The sequence below is a fragment of the Streptomyces violascens genome (genome assembly GCF_014649955.1).
Classification (GTDB): domain Bacteria; phylum Actinomycetota; class Actinomycetes; order Streptomycetales; family Streptomycetaceae; genus Streptomyces; species Streptomyces violascens.
This window is the reverse complement of sequence record NZ_BMUA01000002.1, coordinates 665,275-683,419: the sequence shown is the minus strand read 5'-3', so window position 1 is coordinate 683,419 and position 18,145 is coordinate 665,275. Positions and strand designations below refer to the sequence as shown.

Here is an 18,145-nt window from a genome sequence, read left to right as displayed (position 1 = left end):
CGCATGGATCTTGGACTGAAGGACCGTGTGTACGTCGTCACCGGAGCTTCGCGGGGCCTCGGTCTCGCCTCCGCCCGCGCGCTCGTCGAGGACGGCGCGAAGGTGCTGATCACCGCCCGCGACGAGAAGACGCTGAAGGAGGCCGCCGCCGAACTCGGCCCCGGCGCCCTGCCGGTGACCTCCGACAACGCCGACCCGGCAGCGGCGGCGCGGCTGATCGCCACCGCCCGCGAACACTTCGGGCGCTTCGACGGCGTGCTGATCAGCGTGGGCGGCCCGGCGCCGGGCTTCGTCGCGGACAACACCGACGAGCAGTGGCAGTCGGCCTTCGACTCGGTGTTCCTCGGCGCGGTCCGCATCGCCCGCGCGGCGGCCGACGAACTCGACGAGGGCGGCGTGATCGGCTTCGTCCTGTCCGCCTCCGTCCACGAGCCGATCCCCGGCCTCACCATCTCCAACGGCCTCCGCCCGGGCTTGGCGGGCTTCGCCAAGTCGCTGGCCGACGAGCTGGGCCCGCGCGGAATCCGGGTCGTGGGACTCCTCCCCTCCCGCATCGACACGGACCGGGTCCGCCAGCTCGACGAGCTGTCCGGCGACGCGGAGGCGACCCGGGCGGCCAACGAGTCCCGCATCCCGCTGCGCCGCTACGGCACCCCGGAGGAGTTCGGCCGCACGGCCGCGTTCCTCCTCTCACCGGCGGCGTCGTATCTGACCGGCGTGATGCTCCCGGTGGACGGCGGGGCGCGGCACGGGTTCTGAGCCGGGCGGACCCTCCTTCGAGACCGAGGGAGGTCAGCCGCATCGCCACGTCGTCGGAGTCACCCGGCAGGTGTCGAAGTCGCGGACGGGAAGGGGTGGGGTGGGGTGGGGCCGGGTGGGAAACTCGGCGGCGTCAGCTCACGCGCCGTGCCCGGTGTTTGACCGCCCGGAGGCGGACCTCCGCCGGCAGCGAGGCAAGCCCCGCCGAGTCCCGCGCGTGAGCCAGCGACTCACCCTCCAGACGGGCCAGCGCCCCCGCCGGCTCCGCATGGGCCTCCAGGAGAAGCTCCACCCGCGCCGACGGGGCAGAGCGCCGGCCGCCCAGGACGACCTCCGCCCGGGACACCCCGTCAAGCCCCTCCGCCTCCCCCGCGAGCACCGCCTCCAGCGCCCGCCCCCGCAGCAACGCCCCCTCCCCGTCCCCGGAGTCGACCAGGACCTCGGCGAGCCGGGCCCGGCGCAGCTGGGCGAGCAGCCACCACAGGGCGAGCAGCACGATCAGCGCCAGTACGGCGATGACGACCGGCCACCACCAGCCCTGGTCGTTCCAGTGGTCCCGGCGCGAACGGCTCAGGAGTACGTCGGTCTTGCCGTGCCAGGGCCACCAGGACGGCACGTCGAGCCCGAACCCGGCGGCCAGCACCGCGCCGCCCGCGAGGAACAGCACGAGCCCCGCGAGGCCGAGCAGCACCCGGTTGACCGTCCTCAGCATGGCTCAGCCCTTCCGTACCGGGCGGCTCACATGGACCGCGAGCCCGGGCGGCCCGGCCAGGCCGAGCTCCCGGATGCCCGCACCCAGCGCCGCGTCCAAGTCGGCCCGTACGTCGTCGAGTTCACGGAAGTGCGACAGGGCGCGCACCACGACCCGGGTGCGCCCCATGCGGACCCGGACCGACTGGATGCCGCCCACCTCCATGGCCCGGTCACGCAGCACGAGCGCCGCCGCGGCCCGGTCGAGCCCGGCGCGTACGGCCGCGGATTCGCGCCGCATCGGCAGGATGCTGCGCAGCCCCGGGGTGACGGCGAGCACGATCAGCCAGGCGCCGAGCAGCGCGACGGCCCCCGCGCCCGCGAGCACCGCCACGTCGTCGACGGGGTGGTCCGCCAGCCAGTCGGCGAGCCCGACCCGCCAGCGCATCGCGGGGCGGTGGGCGCGTACGGCCGCGATGTCGTAGAGGAGGAGCCCGGCCGCGGCAAGCACCGCCAGGGCGAGCAGTCCGGCAGGGATCCGGCGCACCGACCAGAAGCGCCCCGCCTTGCCGCCCTCGCCCTCCGCGACAACGGGCACGGCGTCGTAGTCGGCGGCCGAGACCGACTGGTCGAGGCCGGGCGCCCCGGCCGCGGCCGGATCGGGATTCTGCTCGATCACGGGCAGACGCCGCGTGCTGTTGTCGCCTTCGTGCGGCTGGCTCATCGGATCCTCCCCCGGTCCGCCGCGCCCGCCGCGTGCAGACGCTCGATCTGCACCGCCACCTCGGGCACCTCCATCCCCGCCAACGCCCTTACCCGTTCGGCGACCTGGCGACGCACCGCGCGGCACTGGCCGCCGAGATCGCCGGGGTAGCCGAGCTCGACGCTGACCCGTACCCGGGCGGACTCCTGGTGCACGACGACGGTGGCGCGCGGCGGGGCGCCGCCCTCGGGGATCTCGTCGAGCGCCTCCCTGGCCGCCTGCGCGGCGATCTTCGCGACGACCCGGTCGGCGATCCGGGTGGCACCGCGCTCGGCGGGCTCGATCCGTCCGGCCATCGCCATGGGTCAGCGCCGCCGGTCGCCGCGGTCGCGGGGGCGGAAGAAGTCGCCGGGTTCGAGGTCGCCCTCCAGGAACCGCCCCACCACGAAGCCGATCGCGCCGAGCGCCGCGACCAGCAGGAAGGCCCCGAAGCCGCCGAAGTATCCGGCGAAGCCGAGTGCCATGCCGGCCATCAAGCCAACCACCGCCATGCTCATGCCGAGCTCCTCGGTCCAGTACGTTCGGATGGATCAGTACGTTCCGACAGATGGCTCCTACTGAAGCCGGGACTCCGGCTCCTCGTCCTCCTCGTCGGGCAGCTTCACATCACTCACCGCGATGTTGACCTCGACGACTTCGAGGCCGGTCATCCGCTCGACCGCGGAGATGACGTTCTCCCGCACATCGCGGGCCACCTCGGCGATGGACACCCCGTAGTCGACGACGATTTCGAGGTCGAGCGCGGTCTGCACCTCGCCCACCTCGGCCTTCACCCCGCGCGTGACGGACGATTTGCCGCCGGGCACCCGGTCCCTGACCGCGCCGAACGTACGGGAGAGGCCGCTGCCCATGGCATGCACGCCCACGACGTCGCGGGCGGCGAGCCCGGCGATCTTCTCGACCACGCCGTCGGCGATCGTGGTGCGGCCGCGTCCCGCCGGATCGCCGCCGCCCCGCTTGGTGACGGACGCCTTCTTGAACTGCTCGGCCGTTTCGCCCGCCGGGTCATTCGCGGGTGTGCCGGGCCGGTTGCGCTGTGCGGTGTCGCTCATGACCGTCTGTCCCTTCGGCTTGGACTCCATTGCCCACATTAAGTGCGGTTGCCCCGACTCGCGCCCGCGATGCGGCAGGCTGGAGCAATGACGGGTGACAGTTGGAGTTCCGCGGTACGCCGGCGGCTCGGCCTGGGCCGGCTGCTCGCTCTGGGTGACGTTCACGACGGCGCGTGGATCACCGAGCGCGCGGCGGTCTCGGTGCTGAGGGCCGCGGCGGCGACGCTGCCGGGCCTGGCGCTGACGTCCCTGCGACTCGCCCCGGCCGACCCGGAATCCCGCCCCGAGCCGCCAATCCCGCCCCCGCCGACCGCCCTGCCCGCCGGCCCGCTCCGGATCACGGCCGAGGTGGCGGCCCTGGGCGGCCACCCGCTGCCGGAGCTGACGGCGGCCCTACGGGAGGCCCTGTTCACAGCGTCGGACGACCGCCTGGGCCTACCGGTCTCGGACATCGACCTGACGGTGACGTCCCTGGTGGACGCCCTCCCGGCTCCCCCACCCGGCAGCCCACCACCGGGCCCGGCCGAGCCCCCGGCGACACCAGCCGCGACAGCAGCCCTGGCAACCCCGGGAGTGGCCCACCTGACAGCGGAACTGGGCCCACCGGTTCACACGTCAGCGGCCCACGTAAGGGTGGAACTGGCCACGACCCACCACCCTCTGGAAGTGGCGAGAGCCGTACGAGAAGCGGTGGCAAGGGCGACGCCGGAGGCGGATTCGGTGGCCGTACTGATCACGTGGGCGGGCAACTTCAGCCCCTCCGCCACCATCGAGGGTGGGGATCAAGATTCGGCCCGTCCGGCGACTGAGGACGAGCGCCCTCAAGGCGCGAACGGGGGTCTGGGGGCAGAGCCCCCAGCACAAGGCCCGCAGAGCGCAACCGAGCCCCGAACCCCCGCAGGATGCGACCGGGCTCAGTCGGAAAGCCCGGCCAAGTCGCGCAGCCGCCGGGCCTGAGCGGCACGCTCGGCGACCCGCTGCTCCTCGTAATCCCGCCCAACCGCACCCCGCAGCAGAGCCTTCGTCTCGACCACGGCGGAACGCGGCGCAGCCAGCACCGCGCCCGCCAAGTCCCGTACGGCGGAGTCGAGTTCCTCGACAGGGACGGCGAGGTTGGCCAGGCCGACGCGCTCGGCCTCCTCGGCGCCGACGAACCGCCCCGTCGCGCAGATTTCGAGCGCTCGGGCATAGCCCACGAGCCCGACCAGCGGATGCGTACCCGTGAGGTCGGGGACGAGCCCGAGACTGGTCTCGCGCATGGCGAACTGCACGTCCTGCGCGACGACCCGGAGGTCGCAGGCGAGGGCGAGCTGGAAGCCGGCACCGATCGCGTGCCCCTGGACGGCCGCGATCGACACGATGTCGTTGCGGCGCCACCAGGTGAACGCCTCCTGGTACGCGGCGATTTCCGCGTCGAGGTCCTCGTCGGAGCCGCGCGCGAGGTCGATGAACGAGGGCTCGCCGTCGAAGCCTTCGGGGGTGAAGGCCTGACGGTCGAGGCCCGCGGAGAAGGACTTGCCCTCACCGCGCAGTACGACGACGCGGACGCTGCCCGGAAGCGACCGTCCGGCGTCCGCCAACGCCCGCCACAGAGCGGGAGACTGGGCGTTGCGCTTGGCCGGATTGGTCAGGGTCACCGTGGCGACCGCGTCGTCGACGGAGAGCCGGACGCCGTCCTTGTCGAATACCTCAGCTGCGGATGCGGGCGTAGCCATGGAGCGCCTCCGGGTCAGTGGCCGTCATTGAATGACCGCATCGGCGGTCATTAAGTGACTGCACAGTAACCACCCGGTCGACCGCATGGCCGACCGGGTGGCCACCACCGGACCCGGTGGGCCACAGGGAGCTGTCCGAAACTGCCTCGGTCAGGCCGAGGCGGCCTTCTTGCCCCGTGTCGCTCCGCCGCGTCCACGGAGAGTGACCCCGGACTCGCTGAGCATCCGGTGTACGAATCCGTAGGACCGGCCGGTTTCCTCGGCCAGCGCCCGGATACTCGCACCGGAGTCGTACTTCTTCTTCAGGTCTGCCGCGAGCTTGTCGCGCGCGGCGCCGGTAACCCGGCTGCCCTTCTTCAGAGTCTCGGCCACCCGTGCCTCCTCATGGGAAGTGCGCTCTGGACTTCTCATGATCACCCCTTCCGGCCTTCCTGGCCACCCATTCGGCAAGGTCCGTGCAACAAGCTTTGGGGCTCAGAAGGCGGCCGAACAGCGCGGAATTTCATATTCCGGCTGAGCGCGGACATAACCCGGGCCGAAAGTCGAGACGAAGCGCCAGGTCAGCGCTGTGTTCCGGGTCACACACGGAAAAAGGCCCGCCCCACAGGGGGCGGACCTTGATCCCGCACATGACACACCGGGGTACGAGACGCACTCACTCAGATTGAGGATCACGCGTAAGCCGAATGATCCATACGGAGTGGATCAGCGGATGGATCATGCACGGAATCCCGAGCCACGGGCGTCCGGTCAGGCGAGGGCGACCAGGTCCGCGTAGTCCGGACCCCACAGGTCCTCGACGCCGTCCGGCAGCAGGATGATCCGCTCCGGCTGGAGCGCCTCGACGGCGCCCTCGTCGTGCGTGACGAGGACGACGGCGCCCTTGTACGTGCGCAGCGCGCCGAGGATCTCCTCGCGGCTGGCCGGGTCGAGGTTGTTGGTGGGCTCGTCGAGGAGCAGCACGTTGGCGGACGACACGACGAGGGTGGCGAGGGCCAGGCGGGTCTTCTCGCCGCCGGACAGGACGCCGGCCGGCTTGTCGACGTCGTCGCCGGAGAAGAGGAACGAGCCGAGCGTCTTGCGGACCTCGACCAGGTCCAGGTCCGGCGCGGAGGAGCGCATGTTCTCCAGGACGGTGCGCTCCGGGTCGAGCGTCTCGTGCTCCTGGGCGTAGTAGCCCATCTTGAGGCCGTGGCCCGGGGTGACCTCGCCGGTGTCCGGCTTCTCGGCCCCGGCGAGCAGCCGCAGCAGGGTCGTCTTGCCGGCGCCGTTGAGGCCGAGGATGACGACGCGCGAGCCCTTGTCGATGGCCAGGTCGACGTCGGTGAAGATCTCCAGCGAGCCGTACGACTTCGACAGGCCCTCCGCCGTCAGCGGGGTCTTGCCGCAGGGCGCGGGCTCGGGGAAGCGCAGCTTGGCGACCTTGTCGGAGACGCGGACCGCCTCCAGGCCCGAGAGCAGGCGCTCGGCACGCTTGGCCATGTTCTGCGCGGCGACGGTCTTGGTGGCCTTGGCGCGCATCTTGTCGGCCTGCGAGTTGAGGGCCGCGGCCTTCTTCTCGGCGTTCTGGCGCTCGCGCTTGCGGCGCTTCTCGTCGGCCTCGCGCTGCTGCTGGTAGAGCTTCCAGCCCATGTTGTAGACGTCGATCTGGGCGCGGTTGGCGTCCAGGTAGAAGACCTTGTTGACGACCGTCTCGACGAGGTCGACATCGTGGGAGATCACGATGAAGCCGCCGCGGTACGTCTTGAGGTAGTCGCGCAGCCAGACGATGGAGTCGGCGTCGAGGTGGTTGGTCGGCTCGTCGAGGAGCAGGGTGTCGGCGTCCGAGAAGAGGATGCGGGCGAGCTCGATGCGGCGGCGCTGACCGCCGGAGAGCGTATGCAGCGGCTGGCCGAGCACCCGGTCGGGCAGGCCGAGGGCGGCGGCGATCGTGGCGGCCTCGGCCTCGGCGGCGTACCCGCCCTTGGTGAGGAACTCGGTCTCCAGGCGCTCGTACTTCTTCATGGCCTTCTCGCGCGTGGCGCCCTTGCCGTTCGCCATGCGGTCCTCGTTCTCGCGCATCTTGCGCAGGACTTCGTCGAGGCCGCGAGCGGAGAGGACGCGGTCGCGGGCGAGGACGTCGAGGTCGCCGGTGCGCGGGTCCTGCGGCAGATAGCCGACCTCACCGGAGCGCGTGATGGTGCCGGCGGCCGGGATGCCTTCGCCGGCCAGGCACTTGGTGAGGGTGGTCTTGCCGGCTCCGTTGCGGCCGACCAGGCCGATGCGGTCGCCCTTGGCGACGCGGAAGTTTGCGGACTCGATGAGGACTCGGGCGCCGGCGCGCAGCTCGATGCCGGTGGCGGTGATCACGGAAAGACTCCAGGGCGGTATGGACGGCGGACGGGACGGGGGTCGCGGAGGTCGACGCCGCCTAATGCACAAGGAGAATTGCCATGGGCCAATTCTAACTGGGCCGCGCAACCCGATTTCCGCCGCGGTCCGTGGGCCGCCCACCTGGGAGTTCGTTGCCCAGCGGGGTACCGCCAGGGGTGATCTTGCCCAGGCCGTCGACAGCCGCCGGACGGCGGGCATGCCGGCACGCGAGGCGGGTCCGGTCCCTGACGTGCGGAGCGTATCGGCCGACGTAACAAAACGGGCGTAGGACAATGAACCGATTGATACTCGGGGTGACTTTCCTGATACTCGGGGTGACCGCGAGCGGGCTGCCCCTCACGCCGCCCGGGTGAACAGAGAGTGGTGCGCCCATGCAGTTCGACGACGACGCCGATCTGGACACGTCCGAGGTCGACGATGAGCGCGGCAGCCGGATCCCGGGCGGGCGCGCCACGGTCGGCGGCGGAATCGTCGGCGTCGTCGCGCTGCTGCTCGGCCTGTTCTTCGGCGTGGGACCCGAGGAGCTCGGGCTCTCGTCCGGCGACACGACGCCGGGGGCGAGTTCGTCGTCGCAGGCCCAGGTGGACAAGAACTGCCGCACCGGTTCGGACGCCAACACCAAGGAGGACTGCCGGATCGTCGCGGTGGTCAACAGCGTGCAGGACTACTGGGGCCAGGAGGTCCCCCGGCGCGGCGGCAAGTACTCCCCCGCCAAGACGGTCTTCTTCACCAACCGGGTCAACACGGCCTGTGGCGCAGCGAGTTCGGCCGTCGGGCCCTTCTACTGCCCGGGTGACCGGCGGGTCTATCTGGATCTCGGCTTCTTCGACGAACTGCGCACCAAGTTCGGCTCCAGCGGCGGCCCGTTCGCGCAGGCGTATGTGGTGGCGCACGAGTACGGGCACCACATCCAGAACCTGACGGGCACCCTGCAGAAGGCGCAGGACGGGCAGCAGGGCGCCAACAGCAACTCGGTGAAGGTGGAACTGCAGGCCGACTGCTACGCCGGGGTCTGGGCGCACCACGCGACGACGACCCCCGACAAGTCGACGGGCCGCCCGCTCATCTCCAAGCTCACCGCCCAGGACATCAAGGACGGCCTGGACGCGGCGGCCGCGGTCGGCGACGACCGGATCCAGGAGAAGTTCCAGGGCCGGGTCACGCCGGAGACCTGGACGCACGGCTCGGCGCAGCAGCGCCAGCAGTGGTTCTACACCGGCTACCAGACCGGCGACATGGGCCGCTGCAACACCTTCGCGCGGTGATTCCGGGCGCCGACGGGCGTTGTCAGTGCCGGGTGCAACACTGAGATCCAGGTCACAATCGGCGGCTTGACTCCGGAAGGAGTGATCGGCATGAGCATGTACCCGACGATTCTCTACAGCGATGCGAAAGCGGCGATCCGCCAGCTCAAGGACGCTTTCGGCTTCACCGAGGTGTGCGCGTACGAGGGTGAGGACGGCAGCGTGATGCACGCCGAGCTGTCCTGTGGGACGGGCCTGGTGATGCTCGGCTCCAAGGGCCGCGAGGGCCTCTTCGCGAAGGTGATGGCGAACGCGGGCCCGGTGGGCGTGTACGTGGTGGTGAGCGATGTGGACGCGCACTACAAGCGCGCCGCCGAGCAGGGCGTGGAGATCCTCATGGAGCCGACGGACCAGGACTACGGCTCGCGGGACTACATGGCGAGGGACGCGGAGGGCAACGTGTGGAGCTTCGGCACGTATGCGCCGGGCGGCGCGGAGTGAGGGGGCAGGCGCCGCCGGCGTCTGAGCTCTGGCGCGAGGGCCCCGAGCCGGGCGGACCGGTCGTTCTCAACAGGCTTACAGGCAAGGGGAGTTGAAGACGTCGGACGTGCCGCCCCTGGGGGCGGGCGGCTGTCTCGCTACGCGCGTCGCGCTACACGGAGCCCGTATGGACCTGGAAGGCGGCCCGTCGGACCGCCTTGGCCAGGGCCGGGTCGGGGTGGGCCGCGGCCAGGGCGACCAGGACCTGCACGGTGCGCGGATGCCCGACGGCCCGCACCTCGTCGAGCAGTGCCGGGACCGTGCCCTGCACCGCCGAGTCGAGGTGGCGTACGAGCAGTTCGCTCTCGCCGTGGTCGGCCACGGCGGCGGCCGTGTCGACCCACAGCCAGGTGGACTCCTCGCGGGTGAGGACGCCGAGGACGTCCTCGGGGTCGGCGCCCTCGTACTCGGCGAGCCAGAGCAGGGCATAGGGGCGCAGGCAGGTTTCGGTCGCGGCGGCGCGCACCCCGGCCTCGGCGGGCGCTCCCACGACCCGCAGTGCCTCGAAGGCGAGCCCGCGCAGCAGGGCGTCGTCGCCCCGGGCGACGTCGAGGAGCTCGGTGACGGCGCTGCCGACGGTGCGGGCGGCGGTCCAGGCCCGGTACTCGGTGCGGGCCGGGCCCGGGGTGAGGCCGGCGCAGCCGCGCAGCATGTCCTCGGCGGACTGCTCGATGTTCCCGGCGGGGCTCTGCGCGGCGACGCAGATCTGCTCCAGCTTGACCCAGACCGCCCAGTTGCCGAGCGGGGTCAGGGTCGCCTGGCCCTCGCCGAGGACCAGCGCGCCGACGGCGGCGAGCCCGTCCAGGGCCCAGCCGAGGAGGTGCGGCAGGAGCGGAGGCAGGGACACGGGGTCGGGCTGGGGTCCGTAGGGGACCTCGCAGCGCTCCTCACGGAGTTCGGCGACCCGCTGCCCGAGCAGGTCGAGCAGGGCCGGCACGAGGACCGGCCCGTTGGAGAGCTGGAGGAGGGAGAGCACTTGGGGGACGGCTTCGACGACCTCGGCGACCGCGGTGGGTGCGATGTCCTCCGGCGCGGGGTGGACCAGGGACCAGGCGTCGAACAGGGCGACCCAGCCGCGCAGGACCGCCGCGTCGTCGCGGTCCCAGGCACGCAGCCGCCAGCCGGGCCGCACCGTGGCGCCGTGCAGCTCGACGAGGCCGGCGAGCCGGGCCCGGTCCCAGCCGGCCCGCACCTGACCGGGCGTCAAACCCAGTGCGGCGGCGGCCCGCTCGGCCACCGGCTCGGGCAGCGGGCCCGGCCGCCCGGGCCCGGGGGCGCCGCCCCGCGCACGCTCGGCGTCGGTCCAGCGGGCGACGCGCACGGCGTCGGCGAGCACCGCCCTGGCCTGGCGGGCCAGTTCGGCGGCGGCCGGGGTGCCCGCGGGCGGCCTGGGCGCCGGCCGGGTGCGCCGGCCGGTCATGGCCCTGCGGGCGGTGGCAAGGGGTCGGGCTTGCATCGGGTGCGGAGCGCGGACAAGCCGCAGTCTGGAGTCGCGCGGCAACTTCTCTTCAGGCTTCCGGGACGTCACGCAGGCAGTCTTCCCCGTCACTGCCCGAAAGCCCAAACGGAATCGGCCACGATCGCCACGCCGGGGGCTGCGGGGACTGCTGGGGATCCGGAGGCCGTCCCGTGGAGAGACACAGACCCGGCACCCCCCGAAAGCCGAAGCGGAATCTCGCCCTCACGCCGCATCGGAGCCGTCGGGTCTGCCGGCGGTCCGGGAGTCGCGCCCCGGGCGGACACGGTCCGGGCACCGCACGAAAGCCCAAACGGAATCCGCCCTCGTGCCCGCATGCCGTACCGGGGGGTCCTGCGGGGTGTCACATGAGCGGGGTGAGGAAGCGGCGCAGGGTTTCTTCGTAGGTCCGGGGGGCGGCGTTCCACATGGAGGCGTGGGGGGCGTGCGGGACGGTGTGCAGGCTGATCAGTTCGGGGCGGCGGTCGGCGAGTTCGCGGGACGGGCCCCAGGGGGCGAGCGTGTCGTCGGGGCCGTGGAAGAGCAGCGTCGGGACGCGCAGGGCCTTGGGGTCGACGGCTTCCTGGAGGCGGTCGCCGTGGAGGCCGGTGCGGCCCTGGGCGGCCCGGACGGCGAGCGGAAGGAGCGCGCCCGGGGTGCCGTGGGCGGTGGCGAGGGCCTTCAGGGTGAACTCCCAGTCCAGTACGGGCGAGTCGAGCACGATGCCTGCGATGCGCTCACGCAGTGCGGAGTGGGTGGCGGCGTGCAGGGCCATCGTGGCGCCGGTGGACCAGCCGTGCAGGATGACCCGCCGGGCCCCGGACCGCAGGGCGTAGCGGATCGCGGCGTCGAGGTCGCGCCACTCGGAGTCGCCGAGGTGGCCGAGCCCGTCCGGCGAGCGGGGCGAGCCGTCGTCGCCGCGGTAGGCGAGCAGGAGCACCGGGAGCTGCTGGCGGTGCAGGAACTCCACGACGTTCAGGGGGTGTTCGCGGGTGGTGCCGAGCCCGTGCACGGCGATCACCCAGGTGGTGCGGGGGCCGGGCACCAACCAGGCGGGCAGCGGCCCGAGTTCGGCCGTGATCTCGACGTCCTGGTACGCGAGGCCGAGGGTGGCGCTCGGGGTGCCTCGGTGCACCTGGGGGGTGAGCCGCACCCGGTCGCCCGGCGCGAGGCTGCCGTGGGTGACCCGCTCCAGACGGCGTACCACGGTGTCGGCGGTGGGCGGGGCGCCGTCGAGGACCTCGCCGACGACGGCGTGGGCATCCCGCCCCTCCAGGCCGTACGTGCCCGGCCGCAGCGACACGAGCGAGCGGGTCAGGGTGATCCGGCCCGGGGCCGTGGCGTGCACGGTCAGCCGGGGGTCGGTGGGCAGCGGGCGGCCCGGCGGCGCCTTGAGGGCGGCGTCGCTGGCACAGCGTCCGGCGACGACCGCTGCCGCGCCGACGCCGAGGAGTGTGGTGACGGCCACGGCCGTCTTCGTAGCGGGGCGCACCCCTCCAGTCTCGGCTCGGGCCCTCCGTGGTGCCAGTGGGCGGAGCCCATCGGGGCGGCGTCCTACGGCGGGGGCTGCCCGTAGCCGCGCAGCCGTTCGGCGACCTCGTCGAGCTGGGCGGGGCTGAGCAGGGACGGAGTGCGGCCGGGCAGCGCCGAGGCGGTGAGCCAGAGCCGGCACATCCACTCCAGCTGGGCGGTGCGGTCGTAGGCCTGGGCGAGGCCGGTTCCGTAAGTGACGGTTCCGTGGTTCTGCAGGAGACATCCGGTGCGGCCCTCCAGGGCGCGCAGCATGTTCTCGGCCAACTCCTCGCTGCCGTACAGGGCGTACGGGGCGACCCGGACCGGGCCGCCGAGCGCGGCCGCCATGTAGTGGACCAGCGGCAGCTCGGTGGCCAGGGTGGACACGGCCGTGGCGTGCACGGCGTGGGTGTGGACGACGGCCCGCGCGTCGGTGTTCCGGTACACCGCGAGGTGCATCGGGATCTCGCTGGTGGGCCGGAGCGTGCCCATGACCTGGCGGCCTTCGAGGTCGACGGCGACGGTGTCGGCGGGGCCGAGCCGGTCGTAGGGGACGCCGGTCGGGGTGACCAGGACCAGCTCGCCGACGCGTACCGACACATTGCCCGAGGTGCCGACGACCAGCCCTTCCGCGGCGGTCCTGCGCGCGGTGTCGGTCAGTTCGGCCCATGCCGCGGCGATCGCCGCCTCGTCGTCGCTCATGCGGCCGATCCTGCCAGGGCCGAGCGGCCGGGATACGGGAGTTCGGTGGTGATCTTCAACTAGCCTCTGGGTGCTTTGTTCCGTACATCATCGGAATTCTGGGGGGACCTCATGGCTCGCGACCGCAATCCTCTCCCGCGCCGGGCCCGGGTGCGCGGCGCGCTCACGGGGTTCGTGGCCGTGCTGGCGCTGGGTTGTGTGGCGCTCGCGGCGCTGCCCGCCGCCTCCGCCGCGGACAAGCCGCTCGGCCACGACGTCTCCTCGCACCAGAAGGACGTCGACTGGGGCTCGGCGAAGGGCCTGGGCGCCTCGTTCGTCTATGTGAAGGCGACCGAGTCGACGACGTACCGCAATCCCTACTTCGGGCAGCAGTACGACGGCGCCCGGCAGGCGGGTCTGGTGCGCGGGGCCTACCACTTCGCGCTGCCCGACCAGGCGTCCGGCCAGGCGCAGGCCGACTTCTTCGTGCGCCACGGCGGCGACTGGTCGGACGACGGCTGGACGCTGCCGCCCGCGGTCGACCTGGAGCACAACCCGTACGGCAAGGACGCCAAGGACGGCGGCGGCAAGTGCTACGGGCTGAGTCCGGCCGCGATGACCTCCTGGATCACCGGGTTCAGCGACGAGGTGCAGCTGCTCACCGGCCGCCGCCCGGTGATCTACACGACCGCGGGCTGGTGGAACGACTGCACCGGCCACAGCAAGGCCTTCGCGGCCCACCACGCCCTGTGGCTGGCCCGGTACGCCGACACGCCCGGCCCGCTGCCGGCGGGCTGGTCGTACTGGACGTTCTGGCAGTTCCAGAACGGGAGCGGGAGCCTGCCGGGTGACCAGAATCTCTTCAATGGGTCTTTTGGGCAGTTGAAGCGGTTCGCGGCGGGCCGCTGAACGTTCTCGGTGAGCCGAACGGAGGCGAGAAGTGGCCACGAACACCGACACGCCCGCGCCAGTTCATCTTCCGTTCACTCAGGTTACTTACGTTCGTCCAGCCACTGACGTCGAACGATTGCCTGGGTAAATGGAACACATCACGCTGCTGCTCGCGATTGTGGTCGTGACAGCTCTCGTGTTCGATTTCACGAACGGTTTCCATGACACCGCCAACGCGATGGCCACCACCATCTCGACCGGCGCCCTGAAGCCCAAGACGGCGGTCGCGATGTCCGCCGTGCTCAACCTGGTCGGCGCGTTCCTGTCAGTGGAGGTCGCCAAGACGATCTCCGGCGGGATCATCGACGAAAAAGGCATCAGAACAGAGGTCATCTTCGCGGCCCTGGTCGGTGCCATCCTCTGGAACCTGCTGACCTGGCTGCTCGGTCTGCCCTCCAGCTCCTCGCACGCCCTGTTCGGCGGCCTGATCGGCGCCGCGGTCATGTCGGCCGGATGGTCCTCGGTCAACGGCTCGACCGTCGTCACCAAGGTGCTGCTCCCCGCCGTCGCCGCGCCGATCGTCGCGGGCATCGCCGCGATGCTGGCCACCCGGCTCACGTACCGGCTCAACCGGAACACCGACGAGAAGGCCACCGCCAAGGGCTACCGCGCGGGCCAGATCGCCTCGGCCGGCCTCGTCTCGCTCGCCCACGGCACCAACGACGCCCAGAAGACGATGGGCATCATCACCCTCGCCCTGGTCACCGGAGGCGTGCTGCACCCGGGCGCGAACCCCCCGCTGTGGGTCATCGTCTCGGCCGGTCTGGCCATCGCGATGGGTACCTACCTCGGCGGCTGGCGCATCATCCGCACCATGGGCAAGGGCCTGACCGAGCTGCGCCCGCCGCAGGGCTTCGCCGCCCAGACCGGCGCCGCCACCGTCATCCTGGCCTCCTCGCACATCGGCTTCTCGCTCTCCACCACCCAGGTCTGCTCGGGCTCCGTCATGGGCGCGGGCATCGGCCGCAAGGGCGGCGTGGTCCGCTGGTCCACCGCGTCCCGGATGGCCGTCGCCTGGGTTCTGACGCTGCCGGCCGCCGGCCTCGTCGGCGCGGGCGCGGAGTTCCTCACCAAGCAGGGCACCTGGGGCATCGTCGCCGTCGCGATCCTCCTGGTCGCCGGTTCGGGCACCATCTGGAAGCTGTCGCGCCGCCAGCCGGTCGACCACCACAACGTCACCGCCGACGAGATCGGCGAGGCCCCCGCGGCCGAGCCCGCCGGTGTCGTCACCACCGCGATCGCCGCGGTCACCCCGCCGCCGACCGCGGCGGCCGCCGCGGCCATCGACCTCAAGGCCACGATCCAGGCCCCGGCACCGGCGACCCCTGCCGACCCGCCCACCCCGGCCCCGCTCCTTCAGGGATGACCCCGGTTCTCCGGCACAGCTAAGGAATCCTCATGCACATCGACTGGGCAGCTCTCGGCTCCGTCTTCGGCGTCAGCCTCGTGGTGACCGTCGGCCTGGTGGGCCTGTTCACCCTCGGCATCGTCGGCCTCACCAAGCACGAGGCCGCGGCATCCGGCACCGGCAATGTGGCGCTGGCCCGCACCGGTGCGTACGTCTGCTTCGCGGCCTGCGCGGCGGCCGTCGCGTACGGGATCTATCTGATCGTCGCCTGACCCACGGACATCACCCGAACCGCCCTTTGGCCCGTGCCGGAGGGCGGTTCTGTGTGGCGCCGCGCACTCTCTCGCGCCGCAGGTCAACGGCAAGTTGACGGGTGTTCTCGCAGCGTGGTGGACTGCACCGGCCAGCTACGGCGGCAGAAGAGGAAGCCGGTGCGAATCCGGCGCGGTCCCGCCACTGTCACCGGGGAGTGATCCCCGCGAGCCAGGAACTCTCACCGCCGGTCACGTCGAACCAGGGCGCGGACACCCTGAGTGAGGACATACCGCCATGCGCGCCTGCCCGTCGAGACATTCCGGCCCTTCCCGCGACGCCCTGACGGGCTGAGCGGATGCGGGCCGATCGCACCTTCGCCTACGGCGCCACGGCCGGACTCCTCGGCGACCTCCTGCTCGGCGATCCGCGCCGCGGCCATCCGGTCGCCGCGTTCGGACGCGCGGCCGGCGCCGTCGAACGCGTCCTGTGGCGCGACCACCGCGGCCGGGGCGCGCTGCACACCCTGGTGTGCGCGGGCGGCGCCGCGGGCGCTGCCGTCCTCCTTTCCCGTGCCGTACGGGCCCGGCCCGCCGCATCCGTCGCGCTGACCGCCGCCGCCACCTGGACGGTGGTGGGCGGCACGTCGCTCGGCCGCGAGGCGCGGGCGATCGGCGGCGCGCTGGCCGCGGGCGACGTGGAGGTGGCCCGGGAGCGGCTGCCGCACCTGTGCGGGCGCGACCCGCAGTCCCTGGACGCGGACGGCATCGCGCGGGCCGTCGTCGAGTCGGTCGCCGAGAACACCTCGGACGCGGTCGTCGGCGCCCTGGTGTGGGGCGCGCTCGCGGGCGTGCCCGGCCTGGTGGGCTTCCGGGCGGTCAACACGCTGGACGCGATGGTCGGGCACAAATCGGCCAGGTACCGCAGGTACGGCTGGGCCTCGGCGCGCCTGGACGACGTGGCGGGCTGGCCGGGCGCCCGCCTCACCGCCGTCCTCGCGGCGCTGGCGGGCCCCGACACCAAGGGCGCGGTACGGGCCTGGCGCGCCGATGCCGCCCGGCACCCGAGCCCCAACGCGGGCCCGGTCGAGGCCGCGTTCGCGGGAGCGCTGGGCGTACGGCTCGGGGGCACGCTCTCCTATGCCGGACGCGTCGAACACCGGCCGGTCCTCAACGGATCGGGGCGGGCCGTCGAGGTCGCGGACATCGAACGGGCGGTACGGCTCTCGCGCAAGGTGGGCTGGCTGACGCTGGCCGCCTCCGTGGCGACGAGGGCCGCAGTGAGGAAGGGACGTACATGGGTGGCGGGCTGCTGATCGCGGGCACGACCTCGGACGCGGGAAAGAGCGTCGTCACGGCCGGGATCTGCCGCTGGCTGGTGCGCCGGGGCGTCAAGGTCGCGCCCTTCAAGGGCCAGAACATGTCGCTGAACTCGTTCGTCACGCGCGAGGGCGCGGAGATCGGCCGGGCGCAGGCGATGCAGGCGCAGGCGGCGCGCGTGGAGCCGACCGCGCTCATGAACCCGGTGCTGCTCAAGCCGGGCAGCGACCGCTCCAGCCAGGTCGTCCTGATGGGCAGGCCGGTGGGCGAGATGAGTGCCCGCGGCTACCACGGGGGGCGCCAGCGGACTCTGCTGGAGCCGGTGCTGGACTGCCTCGCGGAGCTTCGGGGCACGTATGACGCCGTGATCTGCGAGGGGGCGGGCAGCCCGGCCGAGATCAATCTGCGGCGTACCGACATCGTCAACATGGGCATCGCGCGGGCCGCGCGGCTGCCCGTCGTCGTGGTCGGCGACATCGACCGGGGCGGCGTGTTCGCCTCGTTCTTCGGGACGACGGCGCTGCTCGGCCCCGAGGACCAGGCGCTGGTCGCCGGCTACATCGTCAACAAGTTCCGGGGCGACGTGACGCTCCTGGAGCCCGGCATCGAGATGCTGCGCGGCCTCACCGGGCGGCACACCTACGGGATCCTGCCGTACGCCCATGGCCTCGGCATCGACGAGGAGGACGGCCTCCGGGTGTCCCTGCGCGGAGCCGTGCGGGAGTCCGTGGTGGCGCCGCCGGTCGGCGAGGACGTGCTGCGGGTCGCCGTCTGTGCCGTTCCGCTGATGTCCAACTTCACCGATGTGGACGCGCTCGCGGCCGAGCCCGGCGTGGTCGTGCGGTTCGTCGACCGTCCCGAGGAGCTCACCGACGCCGACCTCGTGGTGGTGCCCGGCACCCGCGGCACGGTCCGCGCCCTGGAGTGGCTGCGCGAGCGCGGCCTGGCTGCGGAGCTGGCGCGCAGGGCCGCCGAGGGCCGTCCGGTGCTCGGCATCTGCGGCGGGTTCCAGCTGCTCGGCGAGCACATCGAGGACGAGGTCGAGTCGAAGGCGGGCTCGGTGGCCGCCCTCGGCCTGCTGCCCGTACGGGTGCGGTTCGCCGCCGAGAAGACCCTGGCCCGGCCGGTCGGCGAGGCCCTCGGGGAATCCGTCGAGGGGTACGAGATCCACCACGGCGTGGCCGAGGTCCTGGGCGGGCAGTCCTTCTTGGACGGATGCCGGGTGGGCGCGGTCTGGGGTACGCACTGGCACGGCTCCCTGGAGAGCGACGGGTTCCGGCGCCGGTTCCTCGAACAGGTCGCCCGGGCCGCGGGCCGCCGGTTCGTGCCCGCACCCGACACCTCGTTCGGCGCACTGCGCGAGGAACAGCTCGACCGGCTCGGCGACCTGATCGAAGAACACGCGGACACCGATGCCCTGTTGAGGCTGATCGAGCAGGGCCCGCCCGCCGGGCTGCCCTTCATCCCGCCGGGGGCACCGTGAACACCCG

The 18,145-nt window shown here is 72.5% G+C and carries 20 protein-coding genes and 1 riboswitch; of the genes, 9 read left to right on the top strand and 11 right to left on the bottom strand.

Going from position 1 to position 18,145, the window contains the following annotated elements; genetic code table 11:
* The first annotated feature begins 3 nt into the window (after window positions 1-3).
* Entirely contained in the window at window positions 4-759 is a 756-nt protein-coding gene (locus tag IE206_RS08195; protein WP_189961329.1) for an SDR family oxidoreductase, read from the top strand.
* 133 nt (window positions 760-892) lie between these two features.
* On the opposite strand, the gene amaP is transcribed toward IE206_RS08195, so the two are convergent.
* From amaP to IE206_RS08170, 5 genes are read right to left on the bottom strand one after another with little or no spacing between them, the layout of a single operon-like run.
* Window positions 893-1,471 carry an alkaline shock response membrane anchor protein AmaP gene (gene amaP, locus IE206_RS08190; protein ID WP_189961328.1) on the bottom strand — a complete coding sequence of 193 codons (579 nt, stop codon included), beginning with the start codon at window positions 1,469-1,471 and terminating at the stop codon, window positions 893-895.
* 3 nt (window positions 1,472-1,474) lie between these two features.
* Window positions 1,475-2,173 carry a DUF6286 domain-containing protein gene (locus IE206_RS08185; protein WP_189961327.1) on the bottom strand — a complete coding sequence of 233 codons (699 nt, stop codon included), beginning with the start codon at window positions 2,171-2,173 and terminating at the stop codon, window positions 1,475-1,477.
* Complete coding sequence (locus IE206_RS08180) at window positions 2,170-2,514, bottom strand: iron-sulfur cluster assembly protein (protein WP_226598758.1); 345 nt, start codon at window positions 2,512-2,514, stop codon at window positions 2,170-2,172. Before IE206_RS08180 ends, IE206_RS08185 begins: the two co-directional genes overlap by 4 nt.
* 3 nt (window positions 2,515-2,517) lie before the next feature.
* Window positions 2,518-2,709 carry a hypothetical protein gene (locus tag IE206_RS08175; protein ID WP_053730757.1) on the bottom strand — a complete coding sequence of 64 codons (192 nt, stop codon included), beginning with the start codon at window positions 2,707-2,709 and terminating at the stop codon, window positions 2,518-2,520.
* A 57-nt stretch (window positions 2,710-2,766) separates the two neighbouring features.
* Entirely contained in the window at window positions 2,767-3,264 is a 498-nt protein-coding gene (locus IE206_RS08170) for an Asp23/Gls24 family envelope stress response protein (RefSeq protein ID WP_189961326.1), read from the bottom strand.
* Between the two features lie 87 nt (window positions 3,265-3,351).
* On the opposite strand from IE206_RS08170, the gene IE206_RS08165 reads away from it, so the two are divergent.
* Window positions 3,352-4,221 (top strand): hypothetical protein, encoded by an 870-nt coding sequence (locus IE206_RS08165; protein WP_308433912.1) that lies wholly within the window; start codon window positions 3,352-3,354, stop codon window positions 4,219-4,221.
* Here IE206_RS08165 and IE206_RS08160 read toward each other — a convergent pair.
* From IE206_RS08160 to IE206_RS08150, 3 genes are all read right to left on the bottom strand, one after another.
* On the bottom strand, window positions 4,179-4,979 hold the full coding sequence (locus IE206_RS08160) for an enoyl-CoA hydratase/isomerase family protein (protein ID WP_189961325.1): 801 nt from the start codon (window positions 4,977-4,979) through the stop codon (window positions 4,179-4,181). The genes IE206_RS08165 and IE206_RS08160 overlap by 43 nt on opposite strands.
* A gap of 150 nt (window positions 4,980-5,129) precedes the next feature.
* Window positions 5,130-5,351, bottom strand: coding sequence for a helix-turn-helix domain-containing protein (locus IE206_RS08155; RefSeq protein ID WP_006123601.1), 222 nt, complete (start codon window positions 5,349-5,351; stop codon window positions 5,130-5,132).
* A 378-nt stretch (window positions 5,352-5,729) separates the two neighbouring features.
* Window positions 5,730-7,328: an ABC-F family ATP-binding cassette domain-containing protein gene (locus IE206_RS08150; RefSeq protein ID WP_189961324.1), complete on the bottom strand. Its 1,599-nt coding sequence runs from the start codon at window positions 7,326-7,328 to the stop codon at window positions 5,730-5,732.
* Between the two features lie 395 nt (window positions 7,329-7,723).
* On the opposite strand from IE206_RS08150, the gene ypfJ reads away from it, so the two are divergent.
* Both ypfJ and IE206_RS08140 read left to right on the top strand, forming a co-directional pair.
* A complete protein-coding gene (gene ypfJ, locus IE206_RS08145; RefSeq protein WP_189961323.1) occupies window positions 7,724-8,617 on the top strand; it encodes a KPN_02809 family neutral zinc metallopeptidase in 894 nt (297 codons plus the stop codon).
* Window positions 8,618-8,707: 90 nt separating this feature from the next.
* A complete protein-coding gene (locus IE206_RS08140; RefSeq protein WP_189961322.1) occupies window positions 8,708-9,097 on the top strand; it encodes a VOC family protein in 390 nt (129 codons plus the stop codon).
* Window positions 9,098-9,248: 151 nt separating this feature from the next.
* On the opposite strand, the gene IE206_RS08135 is transcribed toward IE206_RS08140, so the two are convergent.
* From IE206_RS08135 to IE206_RS08125, 3 genes are all read right to left on the bottom strand, one after another.
* Window positions 9,249-10,592: a hypothetical protein gene (locus IE206_RS08135; RefSeq protein WP_189961321.1), complete on the bottom strand. Its 1,344-nt coding sequence runs from the start codon at window positions 10,590-10,592 to the stop codon at window positions 9,249-9,251.
* Between the two features lie 364 nt (window positions 10,593-10,956).
* A complete protein-coding gene (locus tag IE206_RS08130; RefSeq protein ID WP_189961320.1) occupies window positions 10,957-12,084 on the bottom strand; it encodes an alpha/beta hydrolase in 1,128 nt (375 codons plus the stop codon).
* Between the two features lie 62 nt (window positions 12,085-12,146).
* Window positions 12,147-12,806 carry a class II aldolase/adducin family protein gene (locus IE206_RS08125; protein ID WP_189961319.1) on the bottom strand — a complete coding sequence of 220 codons (660 nt, stop codon included), beginning with the start codon at window positions 12,804-12,806 and terminating at the stop codon, window positions 12,147-12,149.
* Window positions 12,807-12,917: 111 nt separating this feature from the next.
* Between IE206_RS08125 and IE206_RS08120 the strand changes: the two genes are divergently transcribed.
* From IE206_RS08120 to IE206_RS08100, 5 genes are all read left to right on the top strand, one after another.
* Window positions 12,918-13,694 (top strand): lysozyme, encoded by a 777-nt coding sequence (locus IE206_RS08120; RefSeq protein WP_189961318.1) that lies wholly within the window; start codon window positions 12,918-12,920, stop codon window positions 13,692-13,694.
* 130 nt (window positions 13,695-13,824) lie between these two features.
* A complete protein-coding gene (locus tag IE206_RS08115) occupies window positions 13,825-15,102 on the top strand; it encodes an inorganic phosphate transporter (protein ID WP_189961317.1) in 1,278 nt (425 codons plus the stop codon).
* Between the two features lie 32 nt (window positions 15,103-15,134).
* The gene (locus IE206_RS08110; protein ID WP_189961316.1) at window positions 15,135-15,356 is read left to right on the top strand and encodes a hypothetical protein; all 222 of its coding nucleotides are present in this window, start codon (window positions 15,135-15,137) and stop codon (window positions 15,354-15,356) included.
* A 101-nt stretch (window positions 15,357-15,457) separates the two neighbouring features.
* Window positions 15,458-15,596, top strand: a riboswitch (cobalamin riboswitch).
* A 98-nt stretch (window positions 15,597-15,694) separates the two neighbouring features.
* Window positions 15,695-16,651 carry a cobalamin biosynthesis protein gene (locus IE206_RS08105; protein ID WP_189961315.1) on the top strand — a complete coding sequence of 319 codons (957 nt, stop codon included), beginning with the start codon at window positions 15,695-15,697 and terminating at the stop codon, window positions 16,649-16,651.
* On the top strand, window positions 16,633-18,138 hold the full coding sequence (locus IE206_RS08100) for a cobyric acid synthase (protein ID WP_189961314.1): 1,506 nt from the start codon (window positions 16,633-16,635) through the stop codon (window positions 18,136-18,138). The genes IE206_RS08105 and IE206_RS08100 overlap by 19 nt, the downstream gene beginning before the upstream one ends.
* Window positions 18,139-18,145 lie beyond the last annotated feature (7 nt).

What these genes read in the sequence shown, in the direction of transcription:
- IE206_RS08115 (WP_189961317.1), top strand. Translation starts at nt 13,825, where the DNA reads ATGGAACACATCACGCTGCTGCTCGCGATTGTGGTCGTGACAGCTCTC.
- IE206_RS08175 (WP_053730757.1), bottom strand. Translation starts at nt 2,709, where the DNA reads ATGAGCATGGCGGTGGTTGGCTTGATGGCCGGCATGGCACTCGGCTTC.
- IE206_RS08110 (WP_189961316.1), top strand. Translation starts at nt 15,135, where the DNA reads ATGCACATCGACTGGGCAGCTCTCGGCTCCGTCTTCGGCGTCAGCCTC.
- amaP (WP_189961328.1), bottom strand. Translation starts at nt 1,471, where the DNA reads ATGCTGAGGACGGTCAACCGGGTGCTGCTCGGCCTCGCGGGGCTCGTG.
- IE206_RS08140 (WP_189961322.1), top strand. Translation starts at nt 8,708, where the DNA reads ATGAGCATGTACCCGACGATTCTCTACAGCGATGCGAAAGCGGCGATC.
- ypfJ (WP_189961323.1), top strand. Translation starts at nt 7,724, where the DNA reads ATGCAGTTCGACGACGACGCCGATCTGGACACGTCCGAGGTCGACGAT.
- IE206_RS08165 (WP_308433912.1), top strand. Translation starts at nt 3,352, where the DNA reads ATGACGGGTGACAGTTGGAGTTCCGCGGTACGCCGGCGGCTCGGCCTG.
- IE206_RS08105 (WP_189961315.1), top strand. Translation starts at nt 15,695, where the DNA reads ATGCGGGCCGATCGCACCTTCGCCTACGGCGCCACGGCCGGACTCCTC.
- IE206_RS08100 (WP_189961314.1), top strand. Translation starts at nt 16,633, where the DNA reads ATGGGTGGCGGGCTGCTGATCGCGGGCACGACCTCGGACGCGGGAAAG.
- IE206_RS08170 (WP_189961326.1), bottom strand. Translation starts at nt 3,264, where the DNA reads ATGAGCGACACCGCACAGCGCAACCGGCCCGGCACACCCGCGAATGAC.
- IE206_RS08120 (WP_189961318.1), top strand. Translation starts at nt 12,918, where the DNA reads ATGGCTCGCGACCGCAATCCTCTCCCGCGCCGGGCCCGGGTGCGCGGC.
- IE206_RS08160 (WP_189961325.1), bottom strand. Translation starts at nt 4,979, where the DNA reads ATGGCTACGCCCGCATCCGCAGCTGAGGTATTCGACAAGGACGGCGTC.
- IE206_RS08195 (WP_189961329.1), top strand. Translation starts at nt 4, where the DNA reads ATGGATCTTGGACTGAAGGACCGTGTGTACGTCGTCACCGGAGCTTCG.
- IE206_RS08185 (WP_189961327.1), bottom strand. Translation starts at nt 2,173, where the DNA reads ATGAGCCAGCCGCACGAAGGCGACAACAGCACGCGGCGTCTGCCCGTG.
- IE206_RS08180 (WP_226598758.1), bottom strand. Translation starts at nt 2,514, where the DNA reads ATGGCGATGGCCGGACGGATCGAGCCCGCCGAGCGCGGTGCCACCCGG.
- IE206_RS08135 (WP_189961321.1), bottom strand. Translation starts at nt 10,592, where the DNA reads ATGCAAGCCCGACCCCTTGCCACCGCCCGCAGGGCCATGACCGGCCGG.
- IE206_RS08125 (WP_189961319.1), bottom strand. Translation starts at nt 12,806, where the DNA reads ATGAGCGACGACGAGGCGGCGATCGCCGCGGCATGGGCCGAACTGACC.